Origin of the sequence: Candidatus Thiosymbion oneisti (genome assembly GCF_900092655.1) — a bacterium.
GTDB lineage: Bacteria > Pseudomonadota > Gammaproteobacteria > Chromatiales > Chromatiaceae > Thiosymbion > Thiosymbion oneisti.
On the sequence record NZ_FLUY01000534.1, the window covers coordinates 1 to 12,986 of the forward strand.

At 58.9% G+C, this 12,986-nt stretch carries 14 protein-coding genes; 2 read left to right on the forward strand and 12 right to left on the reverse strand.

Going from position 1 to position 12,986, the window contains the following annotated elements; all coding sequences use genetic code 11:
• The 12 genes from BQ17_RS05180 to metH form a co-directional block, all read right to left on the reverse strand.
• Nucleotides 1-294 (reverse strand): LpxD N-terminal domain-containing protein (locus tag BQ17_RS05180; protein ID WP_305118699.1); only part of this gene is annotated, 294 nt, incomplete at its 3' end.
• Nucleotides 295-318: 24 nt separating this feature from the next.
• Entirely contained in the window at nucleotides 319-843 is a 525-nt protein-coding gene (locus tag BQ17_RS05185) for an OmpH/Skp family outer membrane protein (RefSeq protein WP_089724898.1), read from the reverse strand.
• A 17-nt stretch (nucleotides 844-860) separates the two neighbouring features.
• A complete protein-coding gene (bamA, locus tag BQ17_RS05190; RefSeq protein ID WP_089724900.1) occupies nucleotides 861-3,161 on the reverse strand; it encodes an outer membrane protein assembly factor BamA in 2,301 nt (766 codons plus the stop codon).
• A gap of 864 nt (nucleotides 3,162-4,025) precedes the next feature.
• On the reverse strand, nucleotides 4,026-4,496 hold the full coding sequence (locus BQ17_RS05195) for a phasin family protein (RefSeq protein ID WP_089724902.1): 471 nt from the start codon (nucleotides 4,494-4,496) through the stop codon (nucleotides 4,026-4,028).
• A 265-nt stretch (nucleotides 4,497-4,761) separates the two neighbouring features.
• Nucleotides 4,762-6,057, reverse strand: a complete 1,296-nt coding sequence (locus BQ17_RS05200) for an alpha/beta hydrolase family protein (RefSeq protein ID WP_141699118.1) — start codon at nucleotides 6,055-6,057, stop codon at nucleotides 4,762-4,764.
• Nucleotides 6,058-6,464: 407 nt separating this feature from the next.
• Nucleotides 6,465-6,596, reverse strand: a complete 132-nt coding sequence (locus tag BQ17_RS23975) for an addiction module protein (protein WP_089724920.1) — start codon at nucleotides 6,594-6,596, stop codon at nucleotides 6,465-6,467.
• The gene (locus tag BQ17_RS05215) at nucleotides 6,589-6,750 is read right to left on the reverse strand and encodes a JAB domain-containing protein (protein ID WP_218068108.1); all 162 of its coding nucleotides are present in this window, start codon (nucleotides 6,748-6,750) and stop codon (nucleotides 6,589-6,591) included. The genes BQ17_RS23975 and BQ17_RS05215 overlap by 8 nt, the downstream gene beginning before the upstream one ends.
• A complete protein-coding gene (locus BQ17_RS20325; RefSeq protein ID WP_141699119.1) occupies nucleotides 6,747-6,995 on the reverse strand; it encodes a hypothetical protein in 249 nt (82 codons plus the stop codon). The genes BQ17_RS05215 and BQ17_RS20325 overlap by 4 nt, the downstream gene beginning before the upstream one ends.
• On the reverse strand, nucleotides 6,979-7,155 hold the full coding sequence (locus BQ17_RS05220) for a vitamin B12 dependent-methionine synthase activation domain-containing protein (protein WP_089724910.1): 177 nt from the start codon (nucleotides 7,153-7,155) through the stop codon (nucleotides 6,979-6,981). Before BQ17_RS05220 ends, BQ17_RS20325 begins: the two co-directional genes overlap by 17 nt.
• A gap of 61 nt (nucleotides 7,156-7,216) precedes the next feature.
• Nucleotides 7,217-7,528, reverse strand: coding sequence for a DUF2442 domain-containing protein (locus BQ17_RS05225; RefSeq protein ID WP_089724912.1), 312 nt, complete (start codon nucleotides 7,526-7,528; stop codon nucleotides 7,217-7,219).
• A gap of 5 nt (nucleotides 7,529-7,533) precedes the next feature.
• A complete protein-coding gene (locus BQ17_RS05230) occupies nucleotides 7,534-7,803 on the reverse strand; it encodes a DUF4160 domain-containing protein (protein ID WP_218068110.1) in 270 nt (89 codons plus the stop codon).
• Between the two features lie 207 nt (nucleotides 7,804-8,010).
• The gene (metH, locus tag BQ17_RS05235; RefSeq protein WP_089724914.1) at nucleotides 8,011-11,703 is read right to left on the reverse strand and encodes a methionine synthase; all 3,693 of its coding nucleotides are present in this window, start codon (nucleotides 11,701-11,703) and stop codon (nucleotides 8,011-8,013) included.
• A gap of 190 nt (nucleotides 11,704-11,893) precedes the next feature.
• Here metH and BQ17_RS05240 point away from each other — a divergent pair, with 190 nt between their 5' ends.
• Nucleotides 11,894-12,118, forward strand: a complete 225-nt coding sequence (locus BQ17_RS05240) for a hypothetical protein (RefSeq protein ID WP_089724916.1) — start codon at nucleotides 11,894-11,896, stop codon at nucleotides 12,116-12,118.
• Between the two features lie 207 nt (nucleotides 12,119-12,325).
• Nucleotides 12,326-12,910: a Maf family protein gene (locus tag BQ17_RS05245; protein ID WP_089724918.1), complete on the forward strand. Its 585-nt coding sequence runs from the start codon at nucleotides 12,326-12,328 to the stop codon at nucleotides 12,908-12,910.
• The last annotated feature ends 76 nt before the right edge of the window (nucleotides 12,911-12,986 follow it).

Here is a 12,986-nt window from a genome sequence, read left to right on the forward strand (position 1 = left end):
CCCGCCGGTTACGGCGGGCTCGGGATGCAGCAGCCGCACCGCCCGGGCATAGGTGAGGTAGGGATTCGCGCTGACCAGAGCCGCGACCGGGCAGAGCGGCACGTAAGGTTCCGCCAGGATCACCGCCGCGGCGCCGGTCGCCCTGAGCTCGGCTTGGTACTTACGATCCCCGAAGAAGCATAGACTGACGTCATCGGCCCGTTTGAGGGTCTCGACCCGCTGTACGTACCGCTCGCCGTCCCCGCGCAGCTCGACACCGAGACGATCCGCCAGCTCCTGAAGCCTAATCGCCACTACCCTGAAAGCCCGAGACGTAGGTTAAAGACCCTTACTTGCCTCGAACTTCTCCTTTAATCGCATGATGATCTTATCGGAGATATCGATGCGCTTGCTGACATAGACCATACCCTCGCTGAGTATCAGATCGATGTTTTCTTCGCGCGCCAGCTCCGCCACCACCTCCTCGACCTGCCGGGCCAGTTTGGTGCGCAGCTCGTTCTGGCGCAGGGAAAAATCTTCGCGAAATTCGGCTTGGGCGTACTTGACCTTGCGTCCCCGGTTGCGGATGTCGGTCTGTAGGCGTTGCAGCTCCTCTTCGCTCATCAGTGCCGCATCGCGCTCGAGCTTTTGCTGCAACTCGCTAAGCCGCTTTTGCTGCTCGGCAAGCTTCTGCTCCCGATCGTTGACCTCCTCCTCTAATTGCGCGCGCGCTGCCTCATATTGGGGAGACTGTTCGACGATGCGGGTGGGGTCGATCACCGCGATGACATAGTCGGCGGCAGGCAGCAAGCCCCCCGTGAGATAGAAGCCGAGACCGATCAATGTCCCAACGGATGTGTTCACTTGATCGCCCTCTCCGGTCAGAATCTTTGCCCGACACTGAATTGGAACATCTGGGTCTTATCCTCGACCTTGTCGTTGAATGGACGGGCGATGCTGGCCGACAGGGCACCGACGGGTGACATCCAGGTCAGAGACAGGCCAGCGGAATAGCGGATGTCGCTCAGACTGAATCCCCTGGGCGTCAGGAGTTCCTGATCGGAGAGCGTCGGGTTGCTCGTGGTCCACACGTTGCCGAAATCGAAAAAGGCTCCGAGACGCAGGGTCTTGGCAAACTCACCCTCCACGGGCGACGGTGCGAAGAGCTTTATGCTGCCGACCATCTTTACGTTACCGCCCGCTGGGTTCTCCTCAAGGGTAGTCTCCCGTGGGCCCAGGGTGTTCTCCTTCCAACCTCTGACCGATCCCGGACCGCCGGCGAAGAAATGCTCGAAGAAGGGAAGGTCCTTAGTGCTGCCGAACCCGTTACCATAACCCAGATCCGCATCCAGGGATAAAACAAAGTGCCTGATCAAAGGGATGTATCGGCGATGCGTATAGGTCAACCGGAAAAACTGCAAATCGCTGCCCGGCACCGATACCTCCGCTCGCAAGGACTGGAAATTACCCTTGGTGGGGAAAATCGCCCGATCGCGCGAATCGTTGGTATAGCTCGCAGTCAGTAGAAAATCGTTGAATTGATTACCATAATCGGTCTCGAAGGTCTGCGCCAACAGGGAATTCCCCGCGGTGAACTTGGTGTACTGGTAACGGATGCCAAGACCCGCGCGGCTGGTATCCGTAATCGGCAGACCAAAGTTCATGCCAGCGACGCCCACATCCGTGAAGTAGTCGATGCTGTTCAACTTCTCGTAATCCGTTTCTCGATAGGAGAGCTCGAAGCCCCGACTGATGCCGTCTATCGTGTAATAGGGATTGGTGTAGGCGAGACGGTAATTGCGGTTGGAACGGCTGTTGTTAAAGGCAAAGGAGACCTGCTTGCCGGTGCCCAGGAAGTTGTTCTGGGTGATGCTGGTGTTGAAGATAATGCCCTGGGACTGAGAGTAGCCGATACCGGCGAGTAGATTGCCCGAGTCCTTCTCAACGACCGATAGGTTCACGTCTACCTGGTCCGCCGAGCCGGGAACCGCCGGCGTCTCCACATTCACCTCCTCGAAATAGCCCAACCGTTGGAGGCGCTCTCGGGATTGTCTAACCAGTTCCGACGAGAACCAGGCCGCCTCCAACTGGCTGACCTCGCGGCGCAACACCTCGTCACGCGTTCGGGTATTGCCCTTGGTGTTGACGCGCCGGACGTAGACACGTTTGCCTGGATCCACGAAGAAGGTCACCGCAACCTGCTTGGTCTCCTCATCGAGTTCGGGAATGGTGTTGACGTTGGCGAAGGCGTAGCCTTCGTTACCCAGCTTTTTAGAGATGCGCTCCGCGCTTTCAATCGTGACCTTGCGGGAGAAGACATCCCCGCGGCGCATGTGGATCAAGGGGAAGAGTTGCTTGACCGGCACCGACGGCTCCCCGGCCAGTTTCATGTCACTGACCTTGTAGACGTCGCCCTCATCGATACCGATAGTTATATAGATGTCTTGCTTGTCGGCGCTAATGGAGACCTGGGTCGACTTGATCTCGAACTTGATATACCCGCGGTCGAGGTAGAAGGAGCGCAGGGTCTCCAGATCCCCGCTGAGCTTCTGCTTGGAATACTGATCGTTCTTGGAATAGAAGGAATACCATCGGGTGCGGCTTAGCTTGAACAGATCGAGCAATTCCCGTTCCTCGAAGTCCTCATTACCGATGATATTGATCTGTTTGATACGGGCCGTCAGGCCCTCGGCGATGTCGATGGATACAGCGACCCGGTTACGTTGCAGCGGTGATACCGTGGACTGAATCTCAACCCCATACCTCCCGAGGGCATAGTATTGGCGTTCGAGCTCCCGCTCGATCCGATCTAGGAGCGAGCGGTCGAACGTCCGGCCCTCCGCAAGTCCGATGTCTTTGAGCCCCTCCTTCAGTCCCTTAGTATCGATGCTCCTGTTTCCTGATATATTGATCTCGGCAATAGCCGGCCGTTCCTGTACCCACACCACCAACACTGTCCCGTCCCGCTCTACCCGCACATCCTTGAAGAACCCCGTGGCGTAGAGGGCACGGATGATGCCTGCGGTGACAGCGTCCGTCGTCGTGTCCCCCACCTGGACCGGGAGATAATTGAAGACGGTCCCGGCAGCAATGCGTTGCAGCCCTTCCACCCGGATGTCGGAGATCCGGAACCGGGCCGCGAGCACGGATGTAGTCACTGCCAGCAAGGCGATAAATAGCATCAGCCGGAACGCTAGCCTCCTCGACCGGCCTGCTCTTTTCTGTGCGCTCAAATGTGATCCCCTTGGTACTCAATGCCGTTAAGTTAAGCGTTACCGGTCGCCAAACAAGAGGAGAAACGACGCATCACGCGAATCCGCGCGAAATTGTCATCCCGAACCGAAGGGAGGGATCTGTTTCGCGCCGATGCGCGCGCTTCGTCGTTTTCTCTTCCGCATCCTGACCGACCACGACAAGCGGTCAGCAGCTAACTTAATGGCATTGCCTCGGTACTTGCAACACGGCGCCGACGCGACGTTTCCCAAAGTGGGTTAGTATACCCGTCATACATGGATTGTGTGGAAAACGAGTTTCCGGTCGCCGGATCCTCATTTGAACCGCAACCAGGGGGCAGATTGAGCATAAATGGAAAAACCGATCCCAGCGTCGTGCCCCCCAGGCGTTTCCCCGCGCGGCTAACGCAACCTACGGATTCTGTTTGCCGAGCCGCAACTTAAGCCCCAAGCCAATGAAGTACGAATTGGCGTACCCTATCCAAGGACGATCTCGAGCGTGCCGTACCAGTATCCATGACCCTGACCCGCTTCCTGCTGTGGGCATTGAAAGGCTCGGGATACCTCAAGCTACGTCTGGACGATGCCCAAGGCGCCCTGGAACGGTTCGAGAAGGTCGTGGAAATGGACACGAGCGATCGCCTCGGCATGCAGGCATTACTTACTCTTGAATTGCCAATAAAAAACCGCCACAAGATCCTTAAATCAAGGACTCGTGGCGATTCAGGAGGCCAACCTATCGGAAGCTGGATTACTAAGAGAACCGATCTTCCGAAGGTAGCTGGATGGCGACAAATAGGCTGGGAGCCGACGTTACTGCGTGACCTTGAGTATCTCCTTGACCTCGTCCAAGCTGTCTGGCACCCGATCCACTATCACCTTGGTAGCGGTTTGATTGGCCGTGTTGAGAATATCCGCCAGCTCACGCATACTGGTAACTGCGGTCTCAAAGGCACGCTTAGCCATATCGGTTTGCTCCCCTACAACAGCCTTCGGAGAGCCGATCTTGGTCATCGAACCGCCAGTCTTTGAGATCTCCTCCAGTGTTTGCATCAGGATCTTCATCTGCCATTTTCCGACCCCGGTGACCCCTTCCATAACGGCTTGGTTGGCTTTGCCCATGGCCTCTAGGTTGTCCCGCTGGCTGGCGACCAATGCGTCCATGTCGACGCCGGGCACCTTCAGCTTAGCGAGCGCATCGAGAAACCGATCGGCCCCCTTGGTTATGTCCATGCTCATAATGGACTTGCCGAGATCCTGCAATGATTCAGGCGTTGTTGCCATAAGTCATCTCTCCATTTCCGGTTAACATGTTTGGTAATTCTCTTGAAAAACAGCTACCCGTTCTGCCGGGTACCTGGCCGGTATTCCGTTCACGTCCCTGTAGCGCCTTCCCCTGAGGGATCCTGGAGGATCCCTTCCCTGGGATCTTTCAGCCCGCGAAGCCAACACCTGCATGCTCGACTTCGCTTCCCATTCAATCGGTTATCCGATCGAACATGCGGGGCATCCCTGCCTCGCCCGGGTATCTTGAACCCTTCAAGTACCCCTACTTCGCTGCCACCTCGAGCAGCTCCTCGCCTACGAGCACATTGATCATTTCAGCCACGGCTCGGATCTGGGGACCTTCTTTAGTATGGTACTTCTCGTGCGTATAGTCCTGTCCCCACCAATCCCAGCATCCTTGTGGGTTGAGCGGTGGTGGAACTTCCCGTCTTTCCACCTGCGGATACAGGACTACGATGCCGTTTGTCTCCGCCCACTCGTTGTAGCCGCCAAACTTGGCAAACAGGTTTCCGGAATGCCCGGGTCGGTTGTCGGTTTTCCCGCCCTGTAAGCAACCATGGATGGCAACGTGCAGCTTGCATTTCTTCCCTTCCTTGCAGGTCTTCGGGATGAAGACATAAGCCCGGTGTGCCATAGAGGCATCTTCCGCCTTGTTTCGCCATCCATCCGGGAAGAATTTCTTGAAGATGCGCCGTTGGTCGAATTCCAATACCTGGTCCTCTTTCGTTGCGACGCGCTCCGAGGCGAGTGCCTCTTTCCCGTAAATGTGTTTAAGTATCGCCCCTGCCAGATCGGTATCCCGAAGGTCTTTGCAAGCCCCGCTGTCATTGCTCTCACAAGCAGCCTTCTCCATCTCTTGTTGAGCGACCTTCTGGCAATCGTCGATGAACGGGTACTCATCCATCGGTGGTACCGGCTCGGGTGGAATAGCGCACTTACCAACGGCCGTCTTTTCTTCCGGCCGATTGAAGTTATCCCTCACAACGGTGTGTCGAGCAGGGAATTCTTTGTTGTACCTGACCCTCTCTTTCTTCATGGCAAGCTTGTCGGGGGCAGTGTACAGATCGTGTACAGTATCCATCACGCCGGTCGGTACCAGCGCATCGTGTTTGCCGCTGAAGAGATAGACCTTATCGTTTTCGACATTCTTCTTGATCGACGGATTCTGTTTCTTCGCCTCAGCGAACGATTCCTGCGCCAGCTGCTTTACTTGCGCCTCATTTTGCGGCGTTCCGTCGTCTTTATTGCACCGACTTTGGTCCTTCTTCTCGAAGTCTCGGCAAATGGACTCGAATACCCCGAACGAGGCACATTTATTCGTGGCGCGTAGAACGCTGCCCCGACTACAGTAATAAGGTCCCCCCGCCATGATCCCGGCGCCCATGATGTTTTCTGAATGGGCGATATGGAACTGGTGCGCCATAAAGGCGCCCGAGGAGATTCCGGATACGGAAATCGCCTTCTTGTCGATGTTCAACCCCTTGGCCAAATCGGTTAACGGGGGCGGCGTAGCTTGCGCCGGCGCCAACGCAAACACGCATACCAAGAGTGCGATCACAGACAGGATCCGTTGCGGTAGTCTCATGTTCTTTGGAACCATTGATCTTTCCTACTCGGTTAGCAAAAGGTGAAAGCTTCGGAGACGGCTTTGCCTCGGAAGCAGCGAGATGTCCTCCCCCTTTGGGAAAGGGCAAAATCCAACTTGGAGATGCAGGATCTCGCTCGATTTGGTCCCCTTAGACTGCTTACGGAGAAACCGGCCTCGGGAACCAACCCTGCATATGATGTTGGAATTCCCTGTCCTTGTCAAAAAAACATCGTCGCCAACCGGAAACAAGCCGCGAAGGCGCGTGCCAACGAAGAACTTGACAGAAATCGGCTCAAGCTCGCGGGAAATCTGATAAGCCTTCAGCAACAGCTTAGCAGCGGGACCACTCCGGAACAGTTGAACAAGAAACTCAACCATCATTGACGGAGTCGCTGGCGAGCTTTATTAAACACCTCCTGCGCCGGTTTTGCTTTTGTCTCGCCTGCGACATAGGCTTGATATCGTCGTTGTGCTTCTTCAAGCCAAAGGCGATCTACATTCTCAATCAGCTACAGCATCAAGGTCATCAATAATGACCATAATAACCTGAACGGCGAGCTTGTAAATCGCCATGCGGAAGGCTTCTCTGGGATTGATGTTCGCCATGTTGGAAGAACCCAGAGCGACCAGCTCGATATAGAGGATCTTGTTTGCTTGATTCAAACCCACCATCCAGAAGTGTTCCTGACCTTGACCGATTTTATTTCATTAACAATTAAAAAAATATATATCACTAATGATCCAATAGCCCCCACTACAAGCGCCACAGTCGCCGATATCTCATTCCCTATTTGAAAATATGATGCCAATTCAGTCAGATAATATGTTACCGCAAGAATTGTTGAGGGAATGATGGCATCTGCAACAATTATTAACGCAATTTTCAATCTTTCATATATTGCTTTCATATCTGTCGGGTTCGTGGGCCAGATTGGGTCCCAACCAGCGTTCGGTCTCGCTTAAAGGTTGATCCTTGCGTTCGGCGTAGTCCCGGATCTGGTCTTTCCCCAGCTTGTCGACGGTGAAATAGCGGGCGTCCGGGTGGGAGAAGATGTGGATGTTGGGCACGGCGCCTGCCTGCTAGGAGGTGCCCATCTACGGTCTGCTCTGCGTGGGCTCATAGGTTGGATTAGGCCTTCTCGGGGGTCTCCGTTGCCATCCTCCAGCCCTGCGCCATTGCGGTGAGTTCTTCCGCGACCTTTGGCCAATCGTACAATGTCGCCGGGTCGAAATCCGCCCCATTCGGCCATACGAGCGTCCCGACTTCCGAGTCTATGTGGACGCCTTTGAACAGGTCCGGATCGCGCAGAGGACCGTAGAGCTCGCCTTCCAACAATGGCTCCAGGTCGATCCCCCGACTCATCCCGTCTTCGAAAGATACCCTGAGCGAGTATGGACCGACTATCTCGAAGTCTGTCACGCGGTGAATTGCATGATTCATGGGAGTTACCTCAAGGGTTTGATCCGCAAAGGAGGCCGACCACCCTGGAGCTGGTCCCAACTTTCCAGCAACTCATGTTGGTGGATCTCAGTCCAGGCTTCCACGAGCCTTTGTTGGCGGCGAGGGAGACCTCCAGCGAGAAGTTCGATTGCATCGATTGCCACGATCGCCACTCTGTCTTGATAATAGGCATGGATGTGCGGTCTATGATGTCGCGTGGCCGGCTCGAGAAACATCCGAATGATGATGCCGAAGAAGCGGGATATTTCAGGCAATTCTTAAACACTCCACGTAGCACTTAGGTTGGGGTTCGCAAGCTCACCCCAACCTACTTTTCTTTATGTCCTTCGTGCCTTTGCGGTTTGATTCGTGACTTTGGTGATTTGTGTGATGCGGTTCGGCCACCTGCCTCCCCGTCACCGCCTGCAGCGATAGGCGGCAGGCAGGTCCCTGGCGGCTTCTCACCGCATCCTACGAACATCCTACGCGGGCTCAGGCTCATAGGCCAGGTTGGGCCCCAGCCAGCGTTCGATCTCGGCCAGGGGCAGGTCCTTGCGTTCGGCATAGTCCCGGATCTGGTCCTTGCCCAGCTTGCCGACGGCAAAGTAGCGGGCATTCGGGTGGGAGAAGTAGAGCCCGCTCACAGCGGCGGCGGGGACCATGGCCTTGGACTCGGTCAGCCAGATGCCGGTGCGCGGCTCCACCTCGAGCAGGCGCCACAAGGTGTCCTTCTCGGTGTGATCGGGACAGGCCGGATAGCCCAGGGCGGGACGGATACCCTGGTAGCGCTCCGCGATCAGGTCCTGGTTGCTTAGGTCCTCGTCTTGTGCGTAGCCCCAGGCGCGCCGGCGTATCCGCTCGTGCAGCAGCTCGGCCAGGGCCTCCGCCAAGCGGTCCGCCAGGGCCTTGAGCATCAGGGCCGAGTAGTCGTCATGGTCCGCCTCGTAGGCCGCGACCGAGGCATCGATTCCCAGCCCCGCGGTGCAGGCGAAGGCGCCGATGTAGTCGGCGAATCCGGTGTGCAGGGGGGCGATGTAATCGGCGAGGCAGTGGTTGTACTTGCCCTCCGGTTGACGGCCCTGTTTGCGCAGAAAGTGGAAGATGGCCTGAGGCTCGACCCGTTCCTCGTCGCTGAAGACCAGGACATCGTCGCCCACCGCATTGGCCGGGAACAGCCCGATGACGGCCGTGGCCCGCAGCTGTTTCTCCTTGACGATGTGTTCGAGCATGGCCTGGGCGTCGTCGTAGAGCCTGCGTGCCTCTCTGCCCTTGTCCGGGTCGTCCAGGAGCTGCGGGTAACGTCCCTTGAGCTGCCAGGCGTGGAAGAAAAAGGTCCAGTCGATGTAGCGGACGAGGTCCCGGATCGGGATATCCTCGAAGACCTGGAGCCCCGGCTCGGCTGGCACCAGCGGTGCGTAGCTGTTCCAGTCGATCCGCACCGGATTGGCCCGGGCGCGGTCGAGGGGGAGCAGGTTGCGGGTCTGGTCCTGGGCGGCGTGGCGGCTGCGTAGCTGGGCATACTCGGCACGGACGGACTGGTCGTAGTCCGCGCGCGTGTCCGGAGAGAGCAGGCGTGATACCACGCCCACGGCCCGGGAGGCGTCGGGCACATAGACCACCGGGTGCTCGTAGCGGGGCGCGATCTTGACCGCGGTATGGGCCTTGGAGGTAGTGGCACCGCCGATCAGCAAGGGTATTTTGAGACCCAGGCGTTGCAGCTCCTGGGCGACATGGACCATCTCGTCCAGGGATGGCGTGATGAGGCCGGACAGGCCGAGGATGTCGACCTGGTGCTCGCGTGCCGCCGCCAGGATAGCGTCCGTCGGGACCATGACGCCCAGATCGATGACCTCGTAGTTGTTGCACTGGAGCACCAGGCCCACGATGTTCTTGCCGATGTCGTGCACGTCTCCCTTGACGGTGGCGAGCAATAGCTTGCCTTGACTCCGGGCCGCGCATTGGGCCTGCTCCGTCTCCAGATAGGGTTCCAGGTAGGCCACGGCCTTTTTCATGACCCGGGCGGACTTGACCACCTGGGGCAGGAACAGCTTGCCGGCGCCGAACAGGTCGCCGACTCGGTTCATGCCGTCCATCAGGGGGCCCTCGATGACCTGCAGCGGGCGCCCGGCCTTGGCCCTGGCCTCCTCCGTGTCCTGGTCGATGTACTCGGTGATACCCTGCACCAGGGCATGTTCCAGGCGTTTCTCCACCGGCTGATCGCGCCACCGGCGATCTTCCTTGGGTCGCATGCCGCCGCCGTCGCCCTGGTACTTGGGCGCCAGCTCCACTAGTCGTTCGGTGGCATCCGGTCGGCGGTCGAGGACGACGTCCTCCACGGCGTCCCGCAGCTCGGTGGGGATGTCGTCGAAGACCGCGAGCTGGCCGGCGTTGACGATGCCCATGTCCAGCCCCGCCGCCACGGCGTGGTACAGGAACACGGCGTGGATGGCCTCGCGGACCGGGTTGTTGCCGCGAAAGGAGAAGGAGACGTTGGACAGGCCGCCGGAAGTGAGGGCGTGGGGCAGGTTGCCCTTGATCCAACGCACCGCCGCGATGAAATCCACCCCATAGTGGTTGTGGTCCTCGATGCCGGTGGCGATGGTGAGGATATTGGGATCGAAGATGATGTCCTCGGGGGGAAAGCCCACCTCTTCGGTGAGGATCCGATAGGCGCGGGCGCAGATCTGGATCCGGCGTTCCAGGTTGTCCGCCTGGCCCTGCTCATCGAAGGCCATGACGATCACGGCGGCGCCGTAGCGCCGGCACCGCCGGGCCAGTTCCATGAAGCGTTCCTCTCCCTCCTTGAGGGAGATGGAGTTGACGATGGGCTTGCCCTGGACGCACTTGAGCCCGGCCTCGATGACCGTCCACTTGGAGGAGTCGATCATGCAGGGGACGCGGGCGATCTCCGGCTCCGAGGCCATCAGATTGAGGAAACGCCGCATCGCCGCTACTCCGTCCAGCAGGCCCTCATCCATGTTCACGTCCACCAGCTGGGCACCGTTCGCTACCTGGGCACGGCAGATCTCCAGGGCCTCGTCGTACTGCTCGGCGAGGATGAGGCGCTTGAATTTGGCCGAGCCGGTGACGTTCGCCCGTTCCCCCACGTTGACGAAATTCAGGGTGCGGTCGAAGTTGAGCGGCTCCAGCCCAGCCAACCGACAGATGGGCTCGGGCCGGGTTGGTACGCGCGGCGGCTTGCCTGCAACCGCCGCGGCGATGGCCTGGATGTGTTCCGGGGTGGTGCCGCAGCAGCCCCCTACAATATTGAGGAAGCCGGAATCCGTCCATTCGGCGATCGGTGCGGCCATATCCTCCGGACCCAGATCATACCCACCGAACTCATTGGGCAGGCCCGCGTTTGGGTATACGCTGACCCAGCACTCGGCGACCCGGGACAGCTCCTCCACATAGGGACGTAGCAGGTCCGGACCCAGGGCGCAGTTCAGCCCGATGGAGAGGGGCCCGGCGTGGCGCAGGCTATTATAGAAGGCCTCGGTGGTCTGCCCGGACAGGGTGCGGCCGGAGCGGTCCGTGATGGTCCCGGAGATCATCAGGGGGAGCGAGCGGCCATCCTCCTCAAACACACATTCGCAGGCAAAGATCGCCGCCTTGGCGTTCAGGGTATCGAACACCGTCTCGATCAGCAGGATATCCGCTCCCCCTGCCATCAGGCCGCGGGCGGCCTGCCTATAGGCTGCTACCAGCTCATCGAAGCCCAGGTTACGCAGCCCCGGATCATTGACATCCGGCGAGATGGAGCAGGTGCGGTTGGTGGGGCCCAGCGCGCCGGCCACGAATCTGGGCCTGTTCTCGGTCGAGAACTCGTCCGCCGCGGCGCGGGCGATCCGCGCCGCGGCCATATTGAGCTCGCCGACCAGCCCCTCCATGCCGTAATCGGCCATGGCGATAGTGGTCGCGCTGAAGCTGTTGGTCTCGATGATATCGGCGCCCGCCTCCAGATACTGCCGGTGGATCTCCCGGATGATCCGAGGCTGGGTGATGCACAGCAGGTCGAGATTGCCCGCCAGATCGCGCGGCCAATCCGCGAAGCGTTCGCCACGGTAGTCCGCCTCCCGGAGCCCGTAACGCTGGATCATGGTGCCCATGGCGCCATCCAAAATCAGAATGCGTTCCTGGAGCAGAGTCTGGAGCCTCGAGCGGGGATCGGACATGGACGGGACCTTAGATTTCGATTGCGGGGATCGGACGTGGCCGTAACCACGGACGACAGATCTTATTCAAGCCGCAGATTACGCAGATTACGCAGATTTTCACAGACCCAAAAGGGAATAATCCGTTTATGATTCCGAATACGATAAAAGGGTAGCTTGAAAATTGACGACAATGTCGAGGAGGTTGGACATGGCGAAGCCTTGCATGGTGCTGCCGAGCAAAGACGTAGGTAAGATCCGTTTGGTGACGGTGCCCGAGGACATGTCGCCTCACGAGGCCTACCGGTCTGTCACCGGCCTTATTGCCGAGGTCAGAGGTACCGAAGAGGAGCAGTGGGTGGAGGAGGTGTTGGATCTGCTCGAAGAGCACGGCTTCGAGGAAGTAGACTTCGTGTTGGGGCCGCCGTTGGACTAGGATTCCTTGATGGACCCGCATCTTTATCGGGCGTAGGAAATTCGGCAGCGACAAGAATCTTGTCAATCCTGTAAATCCTGTCCGATTGGGGTTTCGCCGCGAAGCTCGAGTTAGGCTCTCGTGGGTCTGAGGCCAAGTCTCGCTAGGGTGTGTCGACATTCAGAAGGTCCGCGCAGCGGACCCTACAGCCAACCCAAAGGAGATCCCGTGGCGAACCCATCACTCTTGCTGGCGTCCAAGTCCCCGCGAAGGCGGCTGCTCCTGGAGCAGATCGGCGTTCGGTTCGAGGTCATCGATAGCGACCTGGACGAGGCCAGACTGCCCGGTGAGGACCCCGAAAGTTACGTGCTGCGCCTCGCCCTGGACAAGGCCCGGGCCGGTCGGGCCCAGGCTGGGTCACCAGGCTGTCCACCGGTGTTGGCGGCCGACACGGCCGTGGTCGTCGAGGACCGCATCCTGGGCAAGCCGAGGGATCGTCGGGAGGCCGCCGCCATGCTGCGGCTGCTCGCTGGACGCACGCATCGGGTGCTGAGCGGAATCGCGCTGCTAGACGGGCGCGAGCGGCAGGATCTCAGCGTCAGTGAGGTCCGCTTCCGCGCGGTGAGCGCACGGGAGGCGGACGCCTACTGGGAGACCGGTGAACCCGCTGACAAGGCCGGCGGCTATGCCATCCAGGGCCGGGGCGCCCTGTTCGTGGCGGATCTGCGGGGCAGCTATTCGGGCGTGATGGGGCTGCCCCTGTTCGAGACCGCGCGTTTGCTTACCGAGGTAGGTATCGACTGCCTGGCCTAGGGGGCGTTCTCAATTGAGCTGAATCCTCATGAAAATCAAGCACATCAGGCCCATGCAGCAGTGGCTACGAGTTTCC

Bases quoted from the DNA above. Each gene is read 5' to 3' on its own strand.
- metH (WP_089724914.1), bottom strand. From the start codon at position 11,703: ATGTCCGATCCCCGCTCGAGGCTCCAGACTCTGCTCCAGGAACGCATT.
- BQ17_RS20325 (WP_141699119.1), bottom strand. From the start codon at position 6,995: ATGAAAGCAATATATGAAAGATTGAAAATTGCGTTAATAATTGTTGCA.
- BQ17_RS05195 (WP_089724902.1), bottom strand. From the start codon at position 4,496: ATGGCAACAACGCCTGAATCATTGCAGGATCTCGGCAAGTCCATTATG.
- bamA (WP_089724900.1), bottom strand. From the start codon at position 3,161: ATGCTATTTATCGCCTTGCTGGCAGTGACTACATCCGTGCTCGCGGCC.
- BQ17_RS05225 (WP_089724912.1), bottom strand. From the start codon at position 7,528: ATGAATCATGCAATTCACCGCGTGACAGACTTCGAGATAGTCGGTCCA.
- BQ17_RS05240 (WP_089724916.1), top strand. From the start codon at position 11,894: ATGGCGAAGCCTTGCATGGTGCTGCCGAGCAAAGACGTAGGTAAGATC.